This window comes from Citrobacter sp. wls706, assembly GCF_005281305.1.
Classification (GTDB): Bacteria; Pseudomonadota; Gammaproteobacteria; order Enterobacterales; family Enterobacteriaceae; genus Citrobacter; species Citrobacter werkmanii.
The window spans coordinates 574,663-598,840 of the sequence record NZ_SZXG01000029.1 but is presented as its reverse complement, the minus strand read 5'-3'; the positions used below and the strand labels follow the sequence as shown (position 1 = coordinate 598,840).

General features: G+C 52.4%; 23 protein-coding genes and 1 pseudogene. 15 read left to right on the top strand and 9 right to left on the bottom strand.

Features of this window, described 5'->3' with window-relative positions; genetic code table 11:
• Positions 1-204 precede the first annotated feature (204 nt).
• Entirely contained in the window at positions 205-1,503 is a 1,299-nt protein-coding gene (locus tag FDW92_RS07745; RefSeq protein ID WP_137400593.1) for an MFS transporter, read from the top strand.
• On the opposite strand, the gene FDW92_RS07740 is transcribed toward FDW92_RS07745, so the two are convergent.
• The 5 genes from FDW92_RS07740 to trxC all read right to left on the bottom strand — a co-directional run bounded on the left by FDW92_RS07740 (position 1,500) and on the right by trxC (position 7,222).
• Positions 1,500-1,823: a YfiM family lipoprotein gene (locus FDW92_RS07740; RefSeq protein WP_042306684.1), complete on the bottom strand. Its 324-nt coding sequence runs from the start codon at positions 1,821-1,823 to the stop codon at positions 1,500-1,502. The genes FDW92_RS07745 and FDW92_RS07740 overlap by 4 nt on opposite strands.
• A 44-nt stretch (positions 1,824-1,867) precedes the next feature.
• Entirely contained in the window at positions 1,868-3,223 is a 1,356-nt protein-coding gene (gene pssA / locus FDW92_RS07735; protein ID WP_038642732.1) for a CDP-diacylglycerol--serine O-phosphatidyltransferase, read from the bottom strand.
• 114 nt (positions 3,224-3,337) lie between these two features.
• Complete coding sequence (gene pat, locus FDW92_RS07730) at positions 3,338-5,998, bottom strand: protein lysine acetyltransferase (RefSeq protein ID WP_042306626.1); 2,661 nt, start codon at positions 5,996-5,998, stop codon at positions 3,338-3,340.
• A gap of 36 nt (positions 5,999-6,034) precedes the next feature.
• Positions 6,035-6,733: a tRNA-uridine aminocarboxypropyltransferase gene (gene tapT / locus FDW92_RS07725; protein WP_042306630.1), complete on the bottom strand. Its 699-nt coding sequence runs from the start codon at positions 6,731-6,733 to the stop codon at positions 6,035-6,037.
• A gap of 69 nt (positions 6,734-6,802) precedes the next feature.
• Positions 6,803-7,222, bottom strand: a complete 420-nt coding sequence (gene trxC / locus FDW92_RS07720; RefSeq protein WP_003037559.1) for a thioredoxin TrxC — start codon at positions 7,220-7,222, stop codon at positions 6,803-6,805.
• Positions 7,223-7,429: 207 nt separating this feature from the next.
• Between trxC and FDW92_RS07715 the strand changes: the two genes are divergently transcribed.
• On the top strand, positions 7,430-8,509 hold the full coding sequence (locus tag FDW92_RS07715; protein ID WP_042306631.1) for a tRNA/rRNA methyltransferase: 1,080 nt from the start codon (positions 7,430-7,432) through the stop codon (positions 8,507-8,509).
• A 33-nt stretch (positions 8,510-8,542) separates the two neighbouring features.
• On the opposite strand, the gene ung is transcribed toward FDW92_RS07715, so the two are convergent.
• Positions 8,543-9,232: a uracil-DNA glycosylase gene (gene ung / locus FDW92_RS07710; RefSeq protein ID WP_042306632.1), complete on the bottom strand. Its 690-nt coding sequence runs from the start codon at positions 9,230-9,232 to the stop codon at positions 8,543-8,545.
• A 317-nt stretch (positions 9,233-9,549) separates the two neighbouring features.
• Between ung and grcA the strand changes: the two genes are divergently transcribed.
• Positions 9,550-9,933, top strand: a complete 384-nt coding sequence (gene grcA / locus FDW92_RS07705) for an autonomous glycyl radical cofactor GrcA (RefSeq protein WP_005121223.1) — start codon at positions 9,550-9,552, stop codon at positions 9,931-9,933.
• 78 nt (positions 9,934-10,011) lie between these two features.
• On the opposite strand, the gene eamB is transcribed toward grcA, so the two are convergent.
• Entirely contained in the window at positions 10,012-10,599 is a 588-nt protein-coding gene (gene eamB, locus FDW92_RS07700) for a cysteine/O-acetylserine transporter (protein ID WP_042306633.1), read from the bottom strand.
• A 102-nt stretch (positions 10,600-10,701) separates the two neighbouring features.
• Here eamB and FDW92_RS07695 point away from each other — a divergent pair, with 102 nt between their 5' ends.
• Complete coding sequence (locus FDW92_RS07695; RefSeq protein WP_137360549.1) at positions 10,702-11,598, top strand: LysR family transcriptional regulator; 897 nt, start codon at positions 10,702-10,704, stop codon at positions 11,596-11,598.
• Between the two features lie 18 nt (positions 11,599-11,616).
• On the opposite strand, the gene srmB is transcribed toward FDW92_RS07695, so the two are convergent.
• Positions 11,617-12,945: an ATP-dependent RNA helicase SrmB gene (gene srmB, locus FDW92_RS07690; RefSeq protein ID WP_042306638.1), complete on the bottom strand. Its 1,329-nt coding sequence runs from the start codon at positions 12,943-12,945 to the stop codon at positions 11,617-11,619.
• A 131-nt stretch (positions 12,946-13,076) separates the two neighbouring features.
• On the opposite strand from srmB, the gene trmN reads away from it, so the two are divergent.
• Entirely contained in the window at positions 13,077-13,814 is a 738-nt protein-coding gene (gene trmN / locus FDW92_RS07680; RefSeq protein WP_042306639.1) for a tRNA(1)(Val) (adenine(37)-N(6))-methyltransferase TrmN, read from the top strand.
• Here the strand turns inward: trmN and nadB are convergent.
• Positions 13,799-15,421 (bottom strand): L-aspartate oxidase, encoded by a 1,623-nt coding sequence (nadB, locus tag FDW92_RS07675; protein WP_042306641.1) that lies wholly within the window; start codon positions 15,419-15,421, stop codon positions 13,799-13,801. The genes trmN and nadB overlap by 16 nt on opposite strands.
• A 262-nt stretch (positions 15,422-15,683) precedes the next feature.
• Between nadB and rseD the strand changes: the two are divergent.
• From rseD to recO, 10 genes and pseudogenes are all read left to right on the top strand, one after another.
• Positions 15,684-15,849: pseudogene (rseD, locus tag FDW92_RS07670) on the top strand (rpoE leader peptide RseD).
• Positions 15,846-16,421: an RNA polymerase sigma factor RpoE gene (rpoE, locus tag FDW92_RS07665; protein ID WP_003037573.1), complete on the top strand. Its 576-nt coding sequence runs from the start codon at positions 15,846-15,848 to the stop codon at positions 16,419-16,421. Before rseD ends, rpoE begins: the two are co-directional and overlap by 4 nt.
• 31 nt (positions 16,422-16,452) lie before the next feature.
• Complete coding sequence (gene rseA / locus FDW92_RS07660) at positions 16,453-17,103, top strand: anti-sigma-E factor RseA (RefSeq protein WP_008785497.1); 651 nt, start codon at positions 16,453-16,455, stop codon at positions 17,101-17,103.
• Positions 17,103-18,059, top strand: a complete 957-nt coding sequence (rseB, locus tag FDW92_RS07655) for a sigma-E factor regulatory protein RseB (protein ID WP_042306644.1) — start codon at positions 17,103-17,105, stop codon at positions 18,057-18,059. Before rseA ends, rseB begins: the two co-directional genes overlap by 1 nt.
• Positions 18,056-18,520: a SoxR-reducing system protein RseC gene (gene rseC / locus FDW92_RS07650; protein ID WP_042306646.1), complete on the top strand. Its 465-nt coding sequence runs from the start codon at positions 18,056-18,058 to the stop codon at positions 18,518-18,520. Before rseB ends, rseC begins: the two co-directional genes overlap by 4 nt.
• A 270-nt stretch (positions 18,521-18,790) precedes the next feature.
• Positions 18,791-20,590 (top strand): translation elongation factor 4, encoded by a 1,800-nt coding sequence (lepA, locus tag FDW92_RS07640; protein ID WP_042306650.1) that lies wholly within the window; start codon positions 18,791-18,793, stop codon positions 20,588-20,590.
• Positions 20,591-20,605: 15 nt separating this feature from the next.
• Entirely contained in the window at positions 20,606-21,580 is a 975-nt protein-coding gene (gene lepB, locus FDW92_RS07635) for a signal peptidase I (RefSeq protein ID WP_042306654.1), read from the top strand.
• Positions 21,581-21,849: 269 nt separating this feature from the next.
• On the top strand, positions 21,850-22,530 hold the full coding sequence (rnc, locus tag FDW92_RS07630; protein WP_003037579.1) for a ribonuclease III: 681 nt from the start codon (positions 21,850-21,852) through the stop codon (positions 22,528-22,530).
• On the top strand, positions 22,527-23,432 hold the full coding sequence (gene era / locus FDW92_RS07625) for a GTPase Era (RefSeq protein ID WP_042306656.1): 906 nt from the start codon (positions 22,527-22,529) through the stop codon (positions 23,430-23,432). The genes rnc and era overlap by 4 nt, the downstream gene beginning before the upstream one ends.
• 11 nt (positions 23,433-23,443) lie before the next feature.
• Positions 23,444-24,172, top strand: a complete 729-nt coding sequence (recO, locus tag FDW92_RS07620; RefSeq protein ID WP_042306658.1) for a DNA repair protein RecO — start codon at positions 23,444-23,446, stop codon at positions 24,170-24,172.
• Positions 24,173-24,178: the final 6 nt, after the last annotated feature.

Genomic DNA, 24,178 nt, shown 5'->3' with positions numbered 1-24,178 from the left:
GTCTGTACGAAATGAAACCTGCCGGATGCCTTATCCGACCTTCGACTCTATTTCCTCAAACATATCTGAATCCTTTCTCTGCTAATTAAAACCGTGACTTATATCTCATAATTAATTATAACAATTATATAACATTTAATTTACCAAAAAAGACACAACTAGCATTAATAAATTCACGCGATCCTTGGCAGGGGTATAATTCGAATGGCTGATAGCAGTGTAACTGAGAACGGAGCGCTGACAGATGGCGATACTCGTCGCCGTATTTGGGCGATTGTTGGAGCATCATCAGGGAATCTGGTCGAATGGTTTGATTTCTATATCTACTCTTTCTGCTCTCTCTATTTTGCACACATCTTTTTTCCCTCTGGGAACACCACCACCCAACTTTTACAAACTGCCGGCGTTTTTGCCGCAGGCTTTCTGATGCGCCCTATCGGCGGATGGTTGTTTGGTCGCATCGCCGATAAGCACGGGCGTAAAAAATCCATGCTGTTGTCAGTTTGTATGATGTGTATGGGATCGTTGGTGATTGCTTGTCTTCCGGGGTATGAAACGATAGGTACCTGGGCTCCTGCGCTACTGCTGCTGGCCAGATTATTTCAGGGGCTGTCTGTCGGCGGTGAATACGGGACCAGCGCTACCTACATGAGTGAAGTGGCTATTGAAGGTAAGAAAGGTTTTTATGCTTCATTCCAGTACGTAACGTTAATTGGCGGGCAGCTACTGGCATTGCTGGTTGTGGTCATTTTGCAGCAAACGTTAGAAGACTCTGCGCTCAGAGAGTGGGGATGGCGTATTCCATTTGCGCTGGGTGCAGTGCTGGCTATTGTCGCGCTATGGCTGCGTCGTCAGCTGGATGAAACCTCGAAACAGGATGTTCGTGCGTTAAAAGAAGCAGGCTCTCTGAAAGGTCTGTGGCGTAATCGCAAAGCCTTTGTCATGGTGCTTGGCTTTACCGCTGCTGGCTCGCTGTGTTTTTACACCTTCACAACCTATATGCAGAAGTACCTGGTTAACACCGCCGGTATGCATGCCAACGTAGCCAGCGGGATTATGACGGCGGCACTGTGTGTATTCATGCTGGTGCAACCATTGTTTGGCGCTTGGTCAGATAAAATTGGCAGACGTACTTCCATGCTATGCTTTGGCGCATTAGCCGCGATTTTTACCGTTCCCATTCTGACAGCGTTGCAAAACGTGACGTCTCCGTATATGGCGTTTGCTCTGGTAATGTGTGCCTTGTTGATCGTGAGTTTCTATACGTCTATCAGCGGCATTCTGAAGGCTGAGATGTTTCCGGCGCAGGTGCGCGCCCTGGGGGTTGGGTTATCTTATGCGGTGGCGAATGCCCTGTTTGGTGGTTCAGCCGAATATGTTGCCTTATCCCTGAAATCCATCGGTATGGAAACGACATTCTTCTGGTACGTTACCGCGCTGGCAGTCATCGCATTTTTAGTATCGCTGATGCTGCATGGCAAGGGGAAAGGGCTGCGCCTCTAATGATGTGCCAGTTGCCAGACTGCATAGCCGGTTGAGGCGCCCGCTATATCCCAGGCAAAGTCCTTCCAGCTCCAGCCGCTCCCAGCGGGGCGGCTGTCCCACAGCTCTTTTGATGCGCCCAGGCTGACTGAGAACATCAAACCAATAGCCGCACTGCGATCGCGGCTGTAACCCTGATGCTGGGCATATTCATTGCCGGCTGCGGCAAGCATGGCGGAGGCGATAAAGTGTTGAGCTTTGTCTTGTCCGCTCCAGCGGTCGTTTGCCATGTGGCTGCAGCCCGAAATAGCCAGGACACTGGTAAGAATAAACAGGCGCACCGTTGCCTCCATAGGAAAAACCCCGTCACTGGACGGGGTCTTGGTTACAGAATACGGCTAATTAATCTGTCGATACGAATACGGCGTAGTCGACGGATGAGCTTGCGCACCTTGACTGGATAGTCAGCAATGCTTTGCAGGTCGCGGTAGTGCTTCACCACGGTGGTATGCGTGCGGATAAGCTCCAGCTCTTTATCGCGCTGGGGCGCCAGCTCTTGCTTAGGATCGTGGATAAGGATGGCGTTTTCCAGATCCAGACGCCAGGCTCGAGGATTAAGGTTGTTGCCGGTGAGCAGCATCCATTTATCATCAACCCACATGCCTTTCAGATGATAAGTGTTGTCATCATCTTTCCATAAGCGCACGACCAACTGATCGGTATTCACATAATATTGCAGTCTGCTCAGAAAACGGCGCAGATTAATTTCATACAGATAAGGCAGCGCGCCGATGATTTTAAAAGGCTCATCTTCCGGGATGTAAAAGTCGTTGGCAGTTTTATCACCGACAATGATTTCGACCTTTTTCCCTTCACGCAGCAGCTGAATGATATTGCGCACCAGTATGGCGGGCAGATTGAAATAAGGGGTACAAATTGTGAGTTTGTGCTCTGCGCAGGGCATGAGGTGGAAAATAGTCTTATTTAACAGACTGGATTTTCCGAGTCCAACCAGCGGCGTAACAGAAAGCTGTTCATTATCCGCATCCCCCTGAAAATGGAATGACGCATCCCGCAGTTCCTGACGGTACAAGCGAATGTCGTTTTTAATTTCCGGGCTTTTAGGGCGATTGATATCATCAAGACGATTAACGCCGCGACCATTCATCAGGTTTTGCGCCACCCAATTGAACATGATATCGGCCATTTGCGCGTTGCGAATCAACTGATAACGGTCGTAGCGATATTTATCATGCTGATGCAGATAAACATCGTTCAGGCTGGCGCCGCTATACAGGACGCTGTCATCGATGATAAAGCCTTTGAAATGCAGAACGCCAAGGGCTTCGCGCGTGTTAATCGGCACGCCATAGACAGGAATATCGATACCAGGGTTTTCTTGCGCCATGCGGCAATACCAGTCAGCGTTGGTATTTGATGCCGCAGCACCAATGCGCCCGCGCTGGGCTCGGTGCCAGTCGACAAGCACCCGGACATCCAGTTCAGGACGCTGCCGTTTTGCCGCATAGAGCGCGTCGAGTATGCCTTTGCCACCGTCATCCTGTTCCAGGTACAGCGCAATAATGCAGATCCGTCGCGTCGCGCTGGCTATTTTTTCCAGCAGAGTCTCCCTGAAATTAGCGGGAGCATAAAAGAAATCTACATCATCAACTGACTGAGAAATCTTGGGTAGTTGGGCAAGGTGTTGTTGATGTTTATTACGCTTAAATTTTGACAACATCACAGTGCATTTCTTCTCTGTTCATTGAAGGGTCCTCTGTGCTATGCAGACGACATAAGCGGGCAATGATACCACCAGTACCCATTAATGTGGTCAACATTTCCAGTACCTTACTCACGATTCCTCAAATTGGGCCAGATTAAGCGTTAGCCCAACAATCCCCTCTTCGAGTTGGACGTCAACAACGAACCCTAGTTTCCGGGCCAGGGCGACCATACCGCGATTGTTTGGCATCGTAATACCATTCAAACGTCTAAGTCCGTGATCTCGGGTATAGGCAATTAATTTTTCCATCAATCGGCGACCCAGTCCAAGTCCTTTGAGATCAGAACGAACCAGGACGGCAAACTCGGCATCTACGTTATCAGGATCCGAGATAGCTCGCGTCACGCCGAGGATCTCTTCATGATTATCTCTACAACGCACAGCGACAAAGGCCATTTCACGATCGTAGTCGATCTGTGTCATATTGGCTAAATCTTCATGGGTAAATTCGTTGATCTCACTAAAATAGCGATAATAAAGATCTTCTTTTGTTACCTGAGAAATGAACTGCTGCAGATGAGGTTCATCCTCTGGCAAAATGGGGCGGAACAGGCAGCGCTCGCCGTTCTTCAACTCCACCCACTCTTCAAGCTGATGAGGGTAGGGACGTACAGCCAATCTGCTTTCGTTATCGCCTGTGAAGGGGGCAATGTCCAGCGTGACATCCAGCGCGGTAAATTCACCGGCGGAGGCCAGCAGCGGATGGATATCCAGACGCTGAATTTCCGGACAATCGACGATCAGGTTGGATACCTGCACCAGAAGCTGGCTTAGTCCGGCGATATCCAGTGGGCGTAGTGCGCTACGAGCGCGGATCTTCTTATTTTTGATCCCTTGGATCACCAGATAACGCGCCAGATTCATGTTCAATGGCGGCAATGCCACCACGGCTTGCTCTTCTGGTCGCCACTCAACCCCACCTTCACCCAGCATAATCAGCGGGCCAAATACCGGATCGTGTTCAACGACGACGCGAAGCTCCTGCGCGCCAGCGCGATTCGCCATGCTTTGCACTAATAAACCGTGGATGCGCGCCTGCGGCCAGGCCATTTTCACCCGATCAAAAATCGCGTTCGCGGCCTGCTGTACCTCTGTTGCCGTTCTCAGGTAGAGCATTACCCCCTGAACTTCCGACTTATGCGGGATATCAGGTGAACGCAGCTTGAGCGCCACCGGATAGCCGATCTGCTCTGCGATATGCACAGCTTCCGCGCTGTCGCTGGCGATCCAGGTCGGGAGCGTGTGTAAGCCATAAGCTTGTAAAATCGGCTGCACTTCATGGGTATCCAGCGATGTGGCCCCTTCGGCAATCGCCTGCTGTAACAGATTATGCGCCTCGGCGGTGTTAGTGGTCAGGTAGTCCGGTAGCGCAGGCGTTTCTCGCAGTTGCTTCTGGTTACGCCGATACTCGACCATATGCATAAACGCGGTGATGGTCCCTTCCGGCGTACGGTAGGTGGGCAACCCTGCTTCGCTAAATAGCCTACGGGCTTCCTGAGAAGAAAACTCCCCGCACCAGTTGGTCAGTAAGGAGATAAATTTCCCTCGTGGATGCTGCTTTACTGCTTCGATCAACGCTTGTGCGCTTTCGGTCCCGGGGGCGGCGGCGCTGGGCGAATGAATCACCATCAGCGCGTCGAAGTCCTGACTGGCGAGCAAAATATCCAGGGCTTTTACATAGTGTTCGCTACTGGCATCGTCACGCAGATCCAGCGGGTTGCCGATATCAACATGGGCTGGTAGCGCATCGCGTAATTTCTGACAGGTATCTTCACTCAGCGTGGCGAGTTTGCCATTTTTCGACCATAGCTCATCCAATGCCAGTGCGGCAGGTGCGGCGCCGTTACTGATGATCATCAGCCTGTCACCACGCAGCGGGCGCATGTGACTCAGGGTTTCGACCGCTGAGAACAGCTCGTGAGTGTCTTGTACTCGCAATAAACCGGCGCGCTGGATAGCTGCGTCCCAGGCTGGGTCCATTCCGGCGCTGGTGTGCAGTAAACGCTGCGCTGCCGGGCTACGGCCACTCTTAATCACCAGAATGGGTTTGTTGCGCGCGGCGCTACGGGCGGCAGAGACAAAGCGCCGGGCATCGCTCAAATGTTCGAGATAGAGCAATATCGCGCTGGTTTTGCTGTCGCGCGCCAGGTAATCCAGTAGTTCATCAACGTCGATATCCAGGCTGTCACCCAGCGCGATGAAGTAAGAAAAGCCCATTTCTCTCTGCTGTGCCCAGTCGAGTATGGTATTGGATACGGCCGCGGATTGAGAGATAAAAGCCAGCTTGCCGCGCTTAATCGGGACGGGGGAAAAGCTGGCGTTAAGTCCCTGCCAGGGGGCGAGAAGTCCCAGACTGTTGGGACCCAGCAGGCGTATTTTATAGCGTGAGGCGCAGGCCAACAGTTCTGCATGTTGGGCCGCGGGAGCCGAAAGAATAATGCAGGTTTTACAGCCTTTCTCGCCAAGCGCTTCGAGTAATGCCAGGTTACGGCTGGCATTGGTGCACAATACGGCGAGGTCGGGGCTAAAAGGCAAGCTACTGATATTGGGCCAGGCCAGTACACCCAATACCGCTTTCCAGGCGGGCGTCACCGGTAGAACTGGCCCATTGAAACCGCCGGCAAGCAGATTACGCATCATCAGGTAACCCGCGCGGTTAGGCTTCATCGACGCCCCAATCACCGCAATGGATTTCGGTCGCAGTAGTGCTTCCAGACCACGTTGACTCATATCGGCTTCCTTAATGACTCCAGTGACCGAATGATTTTAAACGCTTTCTGTGGAGTCTGCTGTGACGCTCCCCTGATGTTGGGTTTTTCCTGCCAGGTAACGGGTTTTAAAGCGAGTGAAGTGATCGCTTAACCCTTCCGCAGCTTGCGTATCACCAGCCAGATCCAGCAAAGCGATAGCCACTTCGGCAGTACAGTATTGCCCTTCGGCGTGAATACCACGCAGGTGATAAGCAGAAAGGCGCGATAAATCAACGGAGATCACCGGCAGGTGGTCGAGGTACGGGCTTTTGCGGAACATTTTACGCGCTTCCGGCCAGGTGCCATCGAGCATGATAAACAATGGTGGTTTACCGGTTGGCGGCGTGAAAATCACTTCGCGCTCTTCGCCCGCATAGGACGCCGGGAACACGACCATCGGCTGGTAATCAGGATTTTTCACCAGATCAAGCAGCGCCTGCGGCGGTTCGGTGCGTGACCACTGAAAAGCCGCGGTATCTGGCAAAATATCGGCGATTAAACGTCCCGTATTGCTGGGCTTCATTGGCTCGGTATCAAACATGACCAGACAAAAACGGCTTTTGGCCTCAGACGGTACTAACGTTGCGCATAAGCAGAGCTTTAGCGGCAGCAGGCAGCGCTGGCAGCGACGAATACGGTTACCTCGGGCGAGGAAAGGACGGGTGGCGCGCGCGAGGCGCTCAGCGCGTAACTGAAGAACTGCGTTATCGGTCATGGGGGAACACGTCGAAAAACGCTATTGTCGCAGAGGTGAAAACGGGGCACAAGATGCGCCCCGCAGAGATTATAGTGATTCGTTAAGCCAGCTATCAAACGGTGCCTTAGGGACGGCGCCATTGAGCATGTCGACGATTTCACCTTTTCTGAAGATCATGATGGTCGGAATACTGCGGATACCGAAGCGGGCGCTGAGTTCACGCTCGGCTTCCGTATTCACTTTAACAAAACGCACTTTACCGCTACGCTCTTCCGCGACATCTTCAAAAATTGGGGCAAAGTTACGGCATGGCCCGCACCAGGGGGCCCAAAAATCAACCACCACCGGGAGATCGTCTTTTAACAGTTTATCCAGTGTTTCACCGGTCGCATTGATCACCTCCCCATCAAACAGGTCGTGACCACAGCGTCCGCATTTAGCCGCTTCCTGGACACGATCGTCGGGAATGCGGTTGATAGCCTGGCAGCTGGTACAAACGGTATTCATAACTAACCTCTGGATGAGTAGTGTGGACTTCATGGCAGTGACGCCAGTATGTTTCTATTATGTTACATATTATCGGGGAGTCTGTTCTAAACAACAATGCGTTTTATTCAATGAGTACAATAGTCCTTAGCTTTTAAATGAAATAATGGCTAACGACGTGCACATCGGGTAATCTGCGCGCTTCGCGCAGAGCAGGTGGAGAAAAACATGAGCGACGAACTGAAGAACAAAAACGGCAAGGTCAAAGTGATGTACGTCCGCAGTGACGATGACTCGGATAAACGCACCCAAAATCCACGTACTGGTAAAGGCGGCGGACGCCCCGGTACTTCCCGAGCCGAAGGCGGTCGTCGCCCTGCCCGTGATGACAGAAAGGGTCCGAACAGCGAACGCGGCCGTGAACGTGGTCGTGACCGCGATGCAGAACGCGATCGCAGACGTGAAGATTCACCATGGCGTACCGTGTCCCGCGCACCGAATGATGATGTTGCGGATAAAGCCGATCATGGCGGTATTAGCGGCAAGAGTTTTATCGATCCTGAAGTCTTACGTCGTCAGCGCGCGGAAGAAACCCGCGTTTACGGTGAGAATGCTTGTCAGGCTCTGTTCCAGAGTCGCCCGGACGCTATTGTTCGCGCCTGGTTTGTGCAGAGCGTAACCCCACGCTTTAAAGAAGCATTACGCTGGATGGCGGCAAACCGCAAAGCCTATCACGTGGTTGATGAAGCTGAGCTGGCGAAAGCCTCCGGTACTGAGCACCATGGCGGTGTTTGTTTCCTGATCAAAAAACGTAACGGTACCACTGTTAAGCAGTGGGTGGGTCAGGCTGGGGCGCAGGATTGCGTACTGGCTCTGGAAGACATCGCTAACCCGCACAACCTGGGCGGAATGATGCGTAGCTGCGCCCACTTTGGTGTGAAAGGCGTGGTGGTACAGGACGCGGCGCTGCTGGAATCAGGTGCGGCAATCCGTACCGCTGAAGGTGGCGCAGAGCACGTTCAGCCGATCACCGGTGACAGCATTGTCGATGTGCTGGACGACTTCCGTAAGGCAGGTTACACGGTAGTGATGACCTCAAGCGTGAAAGGCAAACCGTTGTTTACTACCACGCTGCCGGAAAAAATGGTGCTGGTATTAGGGCGCGAGCGTGAAGCGCTGCCGGAAGCGGCATGCTCAGCTGACGACCTGTGCGTGGCGATTGACGGTACGGGTAACGTTGAAACGCTCAACGTATCTGTGGCAACCGGCGTACTGCTCGCGGAGTGGTGGCGTCAGAACAAAGCCTGATAATAAAAATGCCAGCGAATCGCTGGCATTTTTTTACTCGCTTTCTGCTGGTAACACCGGCGTCCAGTCAATCGGTTTTTCACCTCGTTGTTCCAACCATTCATTGGCCAGTACAAAGTGATTGCAGCCAAAGAAACCGCGATGTGCTGAGAGCGGTGACGGATGCGGCGCTTTCAACACATGGTGACGTTGGGTATCAATAATCGCGCCTTTCTTTTGTGCGTGTGAACCCCAGAGCAGGAAAACAACGCCTTCACGGTGCTGATTAATCAAGCTGATGACTTTATCGGTAAAGGTTTCCCAGCCCAGGCTGGCGTGAGAATGTGCCTGGCCGGCGCGGACAGTGAGTACGGTATTAAGTAACAGCACCCCCTGACGTGCCCAGCTTTCCAGATAGCCGTGCGTTGGGCGCGTGAAGCCAGGAATCGTCGCTTCCAGCTCTTTGTACATGTTCAGCAGCGATGGGGGAGTGGCAATACCCGGACGAACAGAGAACGCGAGACCGTGTGCCTGGCCTGGACCGTGGTAAGGATCCTGCCCCAGGATGACGACTTTCACGTCGCCAAGTTCGGTAAAGCGAAAAGCGTTAAACACATCTTTTTGCGGCGGGTAAATTGTCATACCCGACTGACGCTCGCCAGCGACAGTATGTAGCGTGTTAACAAAATAAGGCTGCTGTTTCTCATCTGCCAGCACATCGTGCCAGGTTAATTCGGTGGCCATCTCGCTCTCCTGCGAATTTTCAATCCCTCTAGCTTAACTGCTTCTTACTACGTCGCAAAATTCTCTACGTTTCTCAACGGCCTGGGTCTTAAAGATAGTTGAAAATTTATGTAAAAAGTTTAGCTGCGTACGTGGCGTAAGTTGATGTAAAACAATAAAATCCACCTATCACCACTTTTCATGTGTGGTTTTTGTTGATTTAAATCAAAGATTCAAGGGGGTGTGAGGGGTATATATACACTCAAGCAACAATGGTTTTACCAATTGGCCGGATGACGGCCAACCGAGATCAAATAATTTTGCCGGGGAGGCATCAAATGATTACAGGTATCCAGATTACTAAAGCTGCAAACGACGACCTGCTGAACTCTTTCTGGCTGCTGGACAGCGAAAAAGGCGAAGCACGCTGCATCGTTGCGAAAGCAGGTTTCAATGCAGATGACGTCGTTGCCGTCAGCAAACTGGGTGAAATCGAATACCGTGAAGTGCCGGTAGACGTACAGCCGGAAGTCCGCGTGGAAGGTGGCCAGCACCTGAACGTGAACGTTCTGCGTCGCGAAACGCTGGAAGATGCGGTTAAGCATCCGGAAAAATATCCGCAGCTGACCATCCGTGTGTCTGGTTATGCGGTACGTTTCAACTCTCTGACCCCAGAACAGCAGCGCGACGTTATTGCTCGTACCTTTACTGAGAGCCTGTAAGGCTCGCGGGGAATAACCCCGTTTAGCAGAGAATCAAAAGCGGAAGATGCCAGCGCGTCTTCCGCTTTTTTATATCCGTTAGTAAAAAATTCTCACTGCGCAATAAACTAACAGCAGCGCCAGAATGATATTCAACTGTCGGCCGTAACGGCGAAAGAGACGCTGAAAAAGATGGCCTGCCAGCGCCCAACATGCATTACCAAAGGTGCCGATCAGCGCCAGCAGAATACTCACCCCAATCAGCCAGTGAGCTTCCTGCGTATAGGGCAGTACAAACGTGGATAACGCTGTAATGCCGTACAAAATGATTTTGACGTTAACAAACTGCAAGCCAAAACTCGTCCAGAAGCCGATCGGTTCGGACTGCAAATTATCGTTTGCCGCCGGGCTGGTGGCGATTTTCAATGCCAGCCATAAGATATATGCCGCGCCTGCCCAACTGAGCCAGTGGATGATGGCCGGATCCATCGCGGCAAGCGAAAACGAAATCCCGGCACACATCAGCATGACGATTAAAAAGCCCAGACTCATCCCGGCAAGCACGCGCGTACTCTGGCGAAAACCGTGTGACGTCGCAGCACTGAGCGCAAGGATATTGTTGGGTCCGGGGGTTAGCGCGGTAATCAATGTATAGGTCCAGAATGCACTTAAAAGCATGGGGGTCACTTGTCATCTCCTCTGTTTTGGTAGACAGTACCCGAGTTAAAACATTTAAAAAAATGAATGTTTTTGCATTCTGGGTTCGATAATTTCGATGGGTTGGTGCGGATGGATTTACGTCGGTTTATTACGTTAAAAACGGTGGTGGAAGAGGGCTCGTTCCTGCGGGCGTCGCAAAAACTTTGCTGTACGCAATCGACCGTCACGTTTCATATTCAACAGCTTGAGCAAGAGCTATCGGTGCAGCTGTTCGAAAAAATTGGCCGCAGAATGTGTCTCACCAGTGAGGGTAAACGGTTGATGCCGCATATACACGACCTGACCCGCGTGATGGCATCGATTCGCCAGTCAGCGCAGCAGGATGCGCAGCCGAGCGGCGAGCTACGCGTTGCGACCGGCGAAACACTGCTGGCGTATAAAATGCCGCAGGTATTACAGCGTTTTAAACAACGCGCGCCTCATGTGCGGTTGTCCTTACAGTCGCTCAACTGCTATGTCATTCGCGATGCGTTGCTTAGTGATGAGGTTGATCTGGGCGTGTTTTATCGTGTTGGTAATGACGATGCGCTGGAGATGATAGCGCTGGGCGATCAGTCACTGGCGCTGGTTGCGTCGCCTCTGCTGCAGCATGTTGATTTCACCCGGCATAACCAGCACATTCCCTGCAGCTTTATCATTAATGAGCCGCAATGTATTTTCAGACAACGCTTCGAGGGCTTACTGCGTAAACGTCAGATTACGCTGGAAAATACGATTGAGTTATGGAGTATTGAGAGCATCAAGCACTGCGTATCGGCAAATCTTGGCGTCAGTTTTTTGCCGCGTTTTACCATTGAGAAGGAGCTCCGTTCAGGGGAATTGGTTGAGTTACCGTTCAGCGAACAGCCGGAGTTAATTACGGCATTGTGCGGTTACCATGCTGGAAAAGTCGTTAGCCCGGCGATGCGGGTGTTTATTGAGTGTATTGAAGAGAGCTTTGCGACGCATGAAAAAATGCCGGGCTAAACGGCCCGGCATACGGTTTTACTCTTTGTCGGATTGCTGGGGAGCAGTTCCGCTCGGCTTACGACGTTTGCCGATATTTTTGGCGTCGCGGTGACGTTTCTTCACGCGCGGTTTCTCTTTTTCTTTGGCTTTTTGCTCGGCGCGCTTCGCCAGTACTTTCTTGGACGGCTTGCCGTTAGATTTCTCACTTGGTGCGCGAGTCGTCGGACGCAGCTCGTCAATAACGCGTGCTTTCAAAGGTTCGTCGATATAGCGGCTCGCTTTACCAAGCAGCAGGTGGTCGTGCGCTTCAACCAGAGAAATCGCGGTACCTTTACGGCCAGCGCGACCTGTGCGACCAATGCGGTGCAGATAGGCATCACCACTACGTGGCATGTCATAGTTAAACACATGGCTAACGTCAGGAATATCGATCCCGCGAGCGGCAACATCGGTCGCAACCAGTACGTTCACACGACCATCGGTCAGGCGTTTGATCGCTTCGTTACGCTTAATCTGTACCATCTCGCCTTCGAGATAGCAGTTATTAATGCCAGCCTGGCGCAGCCAGCCTGCCAGTTCGTGCACACGCTCACGCTTACGTACAAAAACAATCGAACGGGTTGCTTCCGGCTGTTTTAACAGATGGATCAGCAAAGCCGTTTTGTGCTCGATGTCATCGGCACGGTAGTAAAATTGGTGGATCTTCTTGCGTTCGCGGGTCGATGGATCCGCCGATACTTCGACCGGATCTTCCAGCAGACGCTCGGCAAAATCTTTAATCGCATCGCCTTCCAGCGTAGCGGAGAACAGCATGGTTTGCTTACGCCAGCGGGTTTCACCAGCGATATGCTCGATGTCCTGGGCAAAGCCCATGTCCAGCATGCGGTCTGCTTCATCGAGGATCAGCGTTTCAACCGCGTGGCAGTCGAAGTTCTCTTCTTTGATGTATTGCAGCAGACGACCGGTGGTAGCGACCACGATGTCCTGGTTTTCGCTAAAGACTTCCATGTGGTTCATGTAAGCCACGCCGCCGGTAATCGTGGCGACATCCAGATGCGTATTCTTCGCCAGTTCGCGGGCGTGTTCGGCAACCTGTATCGCCAGTTCGCGCGTCGGCGTCAAAATTAAAATGCGTGGCGGGCCAGATTTTTTACGCGGGAAGTCGAGCAGGTGCTGCAACGCTGGCAGCAAATATGCCGCCGTTTTACCGGTGCCTGTCGGCGCAGAACCGAGTACATCACGGCCATCGAGCGCAGGCGGAATGGCGGCAGCCTGAATGGCGGTCGGGCGAGTGAAACCTTTTTCCTGGAGGGCATCCAGAAGGCTTTCATCGAGTTCAAGTTCGGAAAAAGTCGTTACAGTCATGTTCTACCTCTGTGTGGGGCGCTGATTATAGACGTTACGGCTGCAATCTTCATCTGTTTGTATGGATATAGCTTCTCAGGTATTGTTTTTATCCTATGCTATCGTTTTTTTTCCCAGGAAGGTTGTTCTTCATGCCCCAGTCTACATCCGTACTTAGACGTAATGGATTTACATTTAAGCAGTTTTTTGTGGCACATGATCGTTGTGCAATGAAAGTCGGAACGGACGGTATTTTATTAGGGGCCTGGGCCCCCGTTGCGGGCGTAAAACGGATCCTGGATATTGGTACCGGAAGCGGCCTGTTGGCGCTGATGCTGGCCCAGCGCACTGATGAAAATGTCACCATTGACGCCGTGGAGCTTGATGTTGACGCTGCGCAGCAGGCGCAGGAGAACATCGCGCAATCTCCGTGGAGGCATCGCGTCAGCGTTCATACAGCAGATGCGCAGCAATGGATACCGCGCCAGACCGTGCGTTTTGATTTGATTATCAGCAATCCACCCTATTATGAACAGGGAGTGGAATGCGCCACGCCGCAGCGCGAGCAGGCACGTTATACGACCGCACTTGATCATGAAGCATTGCTGGCACTGGCGGCGGGGAGTATTACAGAAGATGGTTTTTTTTGTGTCGTGCTGCCGGAACAAATTGGTAATGCCTTTACCCAGCGGGCATTAAGTATGGGCTGGCATTTGCGTTTACGTACGGATGTGGCAGAAACTGAGGCCCGGCTACCGCATCGTGTATTGTTGGCATTCTCCCCGCAGGCCGGGGAGTGCTTTAGCGACAGGTTGGTTATCCGTGGGCCAGACCAACGTTACTCTGAAGGTTACACGGCGCTGACCCAGGCGTTTTATCTGTTTATGTGATGACTTAGCGGTGAGAGGATGGACGGGCCTGACTCGGGAAGTTGTTCAGGATAATCCAGCGTGTAGTGCAGGCCCCGACTCTCTTTGCGCATCATGGCGCAGCGTACAATCAGCTCGGCAACCTGCACCAGGTTGCGCAGTTCCAGCAAATTGTTCGACACGCGGAAATGAGCGTAATACTCGTCGATTTCCTGTTGCAGCATGGTGATACGGCGCAGAGCGCGTTCCAGGCGCTTGGTTGTACGCACAATTCCGACGTAGTCCCACATAAATAAGCGCAGTTCATGCCAGTTATGTTGAATCACCACCAACTCATCCGGATTTTCCACACGACTTTCATCCCAGGCGGGAAGTGTATTGACACCGCGTGCGTAAGGCATTCTCCTGTCGATATCTTCAGCAGCTGACCAGCCGTAAACCAGGCACTCAAGCAATGAGTTCGACGCCATACGGTTGGCGCCATGCAGGCCGGTGTAACTCACTTCGCCGATGGCATACAGACCGTCGACGTCCGTGCGGCCAAAGTCATCAACCATCACGCCGCCGCAGGTATAGTGCGCGGCAGGAACGATAGGGACCGGCTCTTTGGTCAAATCGATGCCCAGTCCCAGCAGTTTTTCATAAATCATCGGGAAATGCTGACGAACAAATGCTTCCGGTTTATGGCTGATGTCGAGGAACATGCAGTCAGCGCCCAGGCGTTTCATCTCGTGGTCAATGGCACGGGCGACAATATCGCGGGGAGCCAGTTCGCCACGCTCGTCAAAATCGGGCATAAAGCGCGAGCCGTCCGGGCGCTTCAGGTGCGCGCCTTCGCCACGCAGCGCCTCGGTCAGCAGGAAATTGCGCGCCTGCGGATGATACAGCGCAGTTGGGTGAAACTGGTTAAATTCAAGATTGGCGACACGACATCCTGCGCGCCAGGCCATCGCAATCCCGTCCCCCGAGGAGATATCAGGATTGGTGGTGTACTGATACACTTTTGACGCGCCGCCGGTAGCTAACACCACTGACTTCGCATGGCAGGTTTCGACAGCTTCTTTATTACGGTTCCAGATCCAGGCGCCGACCACCCGACGCGTTCCCGGCAGACCGATCTTATCGGAGACAATCAGGTCTACGGCATTGCTACGTTCAAGAACCCGAATGTTGGGATGATTTTGCGCCCGGCTGACAAGGGTGGTTTCGACTTCTTTACCGGTGGCATCCGCAGCATGCAGGATGCGTCGATGGCTATGACCACCTTCACGGGTCAGGTGATAACTCTCTTCACCGTTGGGCTGAACCTGTGTATCAAACAACACGCCCTGATCGATAAGCCACTGCACACAGGTGCGGGCATTGCTGGCGACAAATTCAACCGCATGACGATCGCAAAGTCCGGCCCCGGCAACCAGTGTATCTTCAACGTGGGAGTCGATACTGTCGGTTTCATCGAAAACCGCGGCAATACCGCCCTGAGCATAAAACGTCGAGCCTTCGCTAACAGGACCTTTGCTCAGTACAATAACCTGATGTTTCTCAGCCAGCCGCAGCGCCAGTGAGAGTCCGGCAGCTCCGCTGCCAATGATCAGCACGTCACAGGATAATTCAGGAGTTGTATTCATGATTTTTGTTTAATTTACTAAACATTGTTTGCTCACAATAGCACCACGACGCGCGTTACTGCACGTTTTATTTTTAGATGTGTTGCAATGGCTAAACATGAAAGAAAAGTAAGACGAGGATGAAATGAGCAAAATTATTTTGTGAAGCAGGCCGTTAGCATCAGATTATGTGATGAAATAAAGTGGCCGTTGGGTTACTCTGCAAGCGGTGAAATGGGCATTTCTTACAGATAGTGCGTTGATCGGGTTATGTAGACTTATAATGAGAGATAAGACCTGTCTACAACATGACAAACAAAAAACAAATGCGTAACGGAACTTTACGAAACTTGAGCACTCTAAGCATTTGCTTGCTCATAGTGAAGCTTATGGAGTGGCGTTTCGACAGCGCGTGGAAATTTGGTTTGGGGAGACTTTACCTCGGATGAGCGAGCAGTTAACGGACCAGGTCCTGGTAGAACGGGTCCAAAAGGGAGATCAGAAAGCCTTTAACCTACTGGTAGTCCGCTATCAGCATAAGGTGGCGAGTCTGGTTTCTCGCTATGTACCGTCGGGCGATGTACCCGATGTAGTACAAGAAGCATTTATCAAGGCCTATCGTGCGCTGGACTCGTTCCGGGGGGATAGTGCTTTTTATACCTGGCTGTATCGTATCGCAGTCAATACAGCGAAGAATTACCTGGTCGCTCAGGGGCGTCGTCCACCTTCCAGTGATATAGATGCGATTGAAGCAGAAAACTACGAAAGTGGCGGTGCACTGAAAGAAATTTCGAACCCTGAGAACTTAATGTTGTCAGAAGAACTGAGACAGATAGTTTTCCGAACTATTGAGTCCCTCCCGGAAGATTTACGCATGGCAATAACCTTGCGGGAGCTGGATGGCCTGAGCTATGAAGAGATAGCCGCTATCATGGATTGTCCGGTAGGTACGGTGCGTTCACGTATCTTCCGAGCGAGGGAAGCTATTGATAATAAAGTTCAACCGCTTATCAGGCGTTGACGATAGCGGGATACTGGAAAAGGTATTAGGCATGCAGAAAGAAAAACTTTCCGCTTTAATGGATGGCGAAACGCTGGATACTGAGTTGCTTAAAGAGCTAACTCATGACCCGGAAATGCAAAAAACCTGGGAGAGTTATCACCTGATTCGCGATTCCATGCGAGGTGATACCGCCGACGTTCTCCATTTCGATATTTCCGCCCGCGTAATGGCTGCCATCCAGGATGAGCCAGTACGTCAGACGGCGCCATTGATTCCTGAGGCCCAGCCAGCACCGCACCAGTGGCAGAAAATGCCATTCTGGAAGAAAATGCGTCCGTGGGCCGCGCAGCTTACCCAAATGGGCGTGGCTGCGTGTGTATCACTTGCAGTTATTGTTGGCGTCCAGCACTATAATGGTCAATCTGAAACGTCCCAGCAGCCCGAAACGCCGGTATTCAATACATTACCGATGATGGGTAAAGCCAGTCCGGTAAGCCTGGGTGTACCTTCTGACGCGACAGCCAGCGGCGGTCAGCAACAGCAGGTACAGGAGCAGCGTCGTCGTATTAATGCCATGTTGCAGGATTACGAACTGCAACGTCGACTGCACTCTGAACAGCTTCAGTTTGAGCAGGCGCAAACACAGCAAGCCGCTGTGCAGGTGCCAGGAATTCAAACTTTAGGAACGCAATCGCAGTAATGAAGCAACTTTGGTTTGCCATGTCACTTGTGGCTGGTAGCCTGTTCTTCTCTGTAAACGCCTCGGCCAATCCTGCGTCCGGGGCGTTGTTGCAGCAGATGAATCTGGCCAGCCAGTCGCTAACCTATGAGCTGTCATTTGTCAGCATCAATAAACAGGGTGTTGAATCCCTACGTTATCGCCATGCCCGCCAGGATAACCGTCCGTTAGCACAACTGCTGCAATTGGATGGACCGCGCCGGGAAGTGGTGCAACGTGGCAATGAAATTAGCTATTTCGAGCCTGGGCTCGAACCGTTCACGCTGAACGGCGACTATATCGTTGACTCTCTGCCATCCCTGATTTATACCGACTTCAAACGCCTTGCACCCTACTATGATTTTATCTCAGTAGGCCGCACCCGCATTGCTGATCGGCTCTGTGAAGTGATCCGCGTTGTCGCTCGTGACGGCACCCGTTACAGCTATATCGTCTGGATGGACACGGAGACCAAGCTACCGATGCGTGTCGATCTTCTCGATCGTGATGGCGAAACGCTGGAACAGTTCCGCGTCATCGCCTTTACCGTAAACAACGGCGTTAGCGACAGCATGCAGACGCTGGCGAAAGCTAATCTACCGCCGTTGCTGTCGGTTCCTGCGGGTGAAAAAACCAACTTCAACTGGAGCCCGTCATGGTTGCCGCAAGGCTTTAGTGAGGTCTCCAGCAGTCGACGCCCGCTGCCGACCATGGATAACATGCCGATTGAATCACGCCTTTATTCGGATGGCCTGTTCAGTTTCTCCGTGAACGTAAACCGCGCGACGCAAAACAGCACCGATCAACTGCTGCGAACCGGGCGTAGAACGGTCAGCACCAGCGTGCGTGATAACGCGGAAATTACGATAGTGGGCGAGCTTCCACCACAAACGGCGAAGCGTATCGCGGACAATATCAAGTTCAGGGCCGCACAATGATCAAAGAGTGGGCAACAGTCGTTTCCTGGCAAAATGGTCTGGCGACGGTCAGCTGTGATGTGAAAGCGTCATGTAGCAGCTGTGCTTCCCGGGCCGGGTGTGGGAGCCGCGTGCTGAATAAACTTGGACCGCAGACCACACATACTATTGTGGTACCCAGCGATGAGCCATTGGCCCCTGGTCAAAAAGTTGAGCTGGGCATTGCCGAGAGGAGCCTGTTGGGATCGGCGATGCTGGTTTATATGTCTCCACTGGCGGGTCTCTTTCTTTTCGCGGCACTGTTCCAGGTGCTATTTGGCTCGGATCTGGCGGCATTAAGCGGGGCTGTACTGGGTGGCGTGGGCGGATTCCTGATCGCCCGCGGATATTCCCGTAAGCTTGCTGAACGTGAAGCCTGGCAGCCGGTCATTCTGAACGTTGCCCTCCCGCCCGATCTTATTCGCGTCGAAACCCAGCAGTGATATTTTTGTCTGATGGCGCTGCGCTTATCAGGCCTACCGCGTTTTCAGATGCAGGCGTAGGCCGGATAAGGCGTTTATGCTGCCATCCGGCAAAAGTTTCACCGACTTTGTAAGGTTGTTTCCAGTTCCCGCTATCCTTGCTCTATGAACATTTCCTCGCCTCAGCGTTGTAGTGTAGAATGCGGCGTTTCACTTAAACAGACGTTAAGCTCAGATCAGCGACTTCTCAGAGCCTGCTCAGGCGGGCGTAAGGCACAATAATTACTCTATATGAAGAACATACGTAACTTTTCAATCATAGCTCACATCGACCACGGTAAATCGACGCTGTCTGACCGTATTATCCAGATCTGCGGTGGCCTGTCTGACCGTGAAATGGAAGCGCAGGTTCTCGACTCGATGGATCTTGAGCGTGAGCGCGGTATTACTATCAAAGCGCAGAGCGTGACGCTCGATTTCAAAGCATCTGATGGTGAAACCTATCAGCTTAACTTTATCGACACCCCGGGCCACGTCGACTTCTCATATGAAGTTTCCCGCTCGCTTGCCGCCTGTGAAGGCGCACTGCTGGTGGTTGACGCCGGGCAGGGTGTAGAAGCGCAAACGCTGGCCAACTGCTACACCGCCATGGAAATGGATCTGGAAGTGGTGCCGGTACTGAACAAAATTGACCTGCCGGCCGCTGACCCTGAGCGCGTAGCGGAAGAAATTGAAGATATCGTCGGTATCGACGCCACCGACGCAGTACGCTGCTCGGCGAAAACTGGCGTAGGTGTGACCGACGTTCTTGAACGTCTGGTGCGCGACATTCCGCCGCCGGAAGGTGATCCGGAAGGCCCGTTGCAGGCGCTGATTATCGACTCCTGGTTCGATAATTACCTGGGCGTGGTTTCGCTGGTGCGTATTAAAAACGGCACCATGCGTAAAGGTGACAAAATTAAAGTGATGAGCACTGGTCAGGTTTACAACGCCGACCGTCTGGGCATCTTCACGCCAAAACAGGTTGATCGTACCGAGCTGAAATGCGGCGAAGTAGGTTGGTTGGTTTGTGCGATTAAAGACATCCTTGGCGCCCCGGTTGGTGATACCTTAACTTCTGCGCGTAACCCGGCAGACAAACCGCTGCCAGGCTTCAAAAAAGTGAAGCCTCAGGTTTACGCCGGTCTGTTCCCGGTGAGCTCTGACGACTATGAAAACTTCCGCGATGCGCTCGGCAAGCTGAGCCTGAACGACGCCTCCCTGTTCTACGAACCGGAAAGCTCCAGCGCACTGGGCTTCGGCTTCCGCTGTGGCTTCCTCGGCCTGTTGCATATGGAGATCATTCAGGAACGTCTGGAACGTGAATACGATCTGGATCTGATCACCACCGCGCCGACCGTAGTGTATGAAGTGGAAACCACGGCGAAAGAGACTATCTACGTCGATAGTCCATCTAAGCTGCCGCCGCTGAACAACATCTACGAACTGCGCGAGCCGATCGCCGAATGTCACATGCTGCTGCCGCAGGCGTACCTTGGTAACGTCATCACGCTGTGTATCGAGAAACGTGGCGTACAGACCAACATGGTTTATCACGGTAACCAGGTCGCGCTGACCTATGAAATTCCGATGGCGGAAGTGGTACTCGACTTCTTTGACCGCCTGAAGTCGACCTCCCGCGGCTATGCGTCGCTGGACTATAACTTCAAGCGCTTCCAGGCGTCTGACATGGTGCGCGTTGATGTCCTCATCAACAACGAACGTGTCGATGCGCTGGCGCTGATCACTCACCGCGACAACTCCCAGAGCCGTGGCCGTGAGTTGGTCGAGAAGATGAAAGATCTGATCCCGCGCCAGCAGTTTGATATCGCGATTCAGGCGGCCATCGGCACGCACATCATCGCGCGTTCAACTGTGAAGCAGCTGCGTAAAAACGTTCTGGCGAAATGCTACGGTGGCGATATCAGCCGTAAGAAAAAGCTGCTGCAAAAACAGAAAGAGGGTAAAAAGCGCATGAAGCAGATCGGTAACGTCGAACTGCCGCAGGAAGCCTTCCTCGCCATTCTGCATGTCGGTAAAGACAGCAAATAATCTTAAGGAGTTGGCATGGCGAACATGTTTGCCCTGATTCTGGTGATTGCCACACTGGTGACGGGCATTTTATGGTGCGTAGATAAATTCATTTTCGCGCCAAAACGCCGGGAGCGTCAGGCAGCAGCGCAAGCTGCTGCAGGTGATTCACTGGATAAAGCAACGCTGAAAAAAGTGGCCCCTAAGCCGGGCTGGCTGGAAACTGGCGCATCCGTTTTCCCGGTATTAGCTATCGTGCTGGTGGTGCGTTCGTTTATTTATGAACCGTTCCAGATCCCGTCAGGTTCGATGATGCCGACGCTGTTGATTGGTGATTTTATTCTGGTGGAGAAATTCGCCTACGGGATTAAAGATCCGATTTACCAGAAAACGTTGATCGAAACCGGCCATCCGAAACGCGGTGATATCGTGGTGTTTAAATACCCGGAAGATCCGCGCCTGGACTACATCAAACGCGCTGTCGGTTTACCGGGAGACAAAGTGACGTACGATCCGGTGGCAAAAGAGGTGACTATTCAGCCTGGTTGCAGCTCCGGTCAGGCGTGTGAAAATGCGCTGCCGGTAACCTACTCTGATGTTCAGCCGAGTGATTTTGTTCAGACCTTTGCTCGTCGTAATGGCGGGGAAGCGACCAGCGGTTTCTTTGAAGTTCCGTTGAATGAAACGAAAGAAAACGGTATTCGCCTCTCCGAGCGTAAAGAAACGCTGGGTGAGGTAACGCACCGCATTCTGACTGTGCCAATCGCGCAGGATCAGGTGGGGATGTATTACCGCCAGCCAGGTCAGCAACTGGCAACCTGGATCGTCCCACCGGGACACTACTTCATGATGGGTGATAACCGTGACAACAGCGCGGACAGCCGTTACTGGGGATTTGTGCCGGAAGCGAATCTGGTGGGTAAAGCGACTGCAATCTGGATGAGCTTCGACAAGCAAGAGGGTGAATGGCCGACCGGCGTGCGTTTAAGCCGTATTGGCGGTATTCATTAATTGCTAATAATCGTTCACGTTGTCGTCATTATGGCGACAGCGTGAATTATTTCTCGGATAAATTCCCGCAGACTAACGACATCCCTTGTCGTTGTGTATAGAATATTCCCCCGAAGTTTTAGGTTGGCACCGACAGGTTGCCACGGCACACGAAACAGCGTTGGTTTGTATACAAAAGCATTCAGACGATGCCAGATGGCTAAATGAATGGCGTATATCAGGTCTGTTTCGTGTGCTGAATTGTTGACGCATTCATTTATTGGTATCGCATGAACCCCATCGTAATTAATCGGCTTCAACGGAAGCTGGGCTACACTTTTAATCATCAGGAGCTGTTGCAGCAGGCATTAACTCACCGTAGCGCCAGCAGCAAACATAACGAGCGTTTAGAATTTTTAGGCGACTCTATTTTGAGCTTTGTCATCGCTAATGCGTTATATCACCGTTTCCCGCGTGTGGATGAAGGTGATATGAGCCGCATGCGCGCGACGCTGGTTCGCGGTAATACGCTGGCAGAATTAGCCCGTGAGTTTGACCTCGGTGAATGTTTACGTTTGGGACCAGGCGAGCTGAAAAGCGGCGGTTTCCGTCGTGAGTCGATCCTGGCGGACACCGTTGAAGCTTTGATCGGCGGCGTCTTCCTCGACAGCGATATTCAAACCGTTGAGCAACTGATCCTAAATTGGTATCAAACCCGTCTGGATGAAATTAGCCCAGGCGACAAACAAAAAGATCCGAAAACGCGCCTGCAGGAATATTTGCAGGGTCGCCACCTGCCGCTGCCGTCCTATCTGGTGGTGCAGGTCCGTGGTGAAGCTCACGATCAAGAATTTACTATCCACTGCCAGGTCAGCGGCCTGAGTGAACCGGTGGTTGGCACAGGTTCGAGCCGTCGTAAGGCTGAGCAGGCTGCCGCCGAACAGGCGTTGAAAAAACTGGAGCTGGAATGAGCATCGATAAAACTTACTGCGGATTTATTGCCATCGTCGGCCGCCCGAACGTTGGCAAATCCACCCTGTTGAATAATCTGCTTGGGCAGAAGATTTCTATTACCTCTCGTAAGGCTCAGACAACTCGTCACCGTATTGTTGGCATCCATACCGAAGGCGCGTATCAGGCGATTTATGTTGATACCCCGGGCCTGCATATGGAAGAAAAACGTGCCATTAACCGCTTGATGAACAAGGCGGCGAGCAGCTCGATTGGTGATGTTGAGCTGGTGATTTTCGTTGTGGAAGGCACTCGCTGGACGCCGGACGACGAAATGGTGCTCAACAAGCTGCGTGATGGTAAAGCCCCGGTAATTCTGGCGGTGAACAAAGTCGATAACGTTCAGGAAAAAGCCGATCTGCTGCCGCACCTGCAGTTCCTGGCCAGCCAGATGAACTTTCTCGACATCGTGCCGATCTCTGCCGAGACCGGTCTGAATGTTGATACCATTGCGGGTATCGTACGTAAGCATCTGCCGGAAGCAATTCATCACTTCCCGGAAGATTACATCACCGATCGTTCACAGCGCTTTATGGCCTCTGAAATCATCCGTGAGAAGCTGATGCGTTTTCTGGGCGCTGAACTGCCGTATTCCGTCACCGTTGAGATTGAGCGTTTTATTTCTAACGAGCGCGGCGGCTACGATATCAACGGTCTGATTCTTGTCGAACGTGAAGGGCAGAAGAAGATGGTGATTGGCAACAAAGGGGCCAAAATTAAAACTATCGGTATTGAAGCGCGTAAAGACATGCAGGAAATGTTCGAAGCGCCTGTTCACCTCGAACTGTGGGTGAAAGTGAAATCCGGCTGGGCCGATGACGAACGCGCGCTGCGCAGCCTCGGTTACGGCGACGATCTCTGAGAATAACCCCGATGGAGGGCTGGCAACGCGCTTTTGTCCTGCATAGCCGCCCGTGGAGCGAAACCAGTCTCGTGCTGGACGTCTTCACGGAAGAATCGGGCCGCGTGCGCCTTGTTGCCAAAGGCGCGCGTTCCAAACGTTCTAATCTCAAAGGCGCACTCCAGCCTTTTACTCCGTTACTGCTTCGCTTTGGTGGGCGTGGTGAGGTCAAAACCTTGCGTAGCGCCGAAGCCGTCTCTCTGGCACTCCCTCTAAGCGGTATTACGTTATACAGCGGCCTGTATATCAACGAGCTTATCTCGCGCGTGCTTGAATACGAGACTCGCTTTTCTGAACTCTTTTTCGACTACCTGAACTGTATTCAGGCGCTGGCAGGCGCGACGGGGTCGCCCGAACCCGCCCTACGCCGCTTTGAACTGGCTTTACTCGGTCATCTGGGTTACGGCGTGGATTTTACCCACTGCGCGGGCAGCGGCGAGCCGGTAGATGACACCATGACCTATCGTTATCGGGAAGAGAAAGGATTTATCGCAAGCGTCGTGATTGATAACGCCACCTTTACCGGACGCCATCTGAAAGCGCTTGAGTCGCGTGAATTTCCGGATGTTGATACGCTTCGCGCTGCGAAACGCTTTACCCGCATGGCGTTAAAGCCGTATCTTGGTGGTAAGCCGTTAAAAAGCCGGGAACTGTTCCGGCAATTTATGCCAAAACGCGCAGTAAAAATTAAAAATGATTAACGAGGA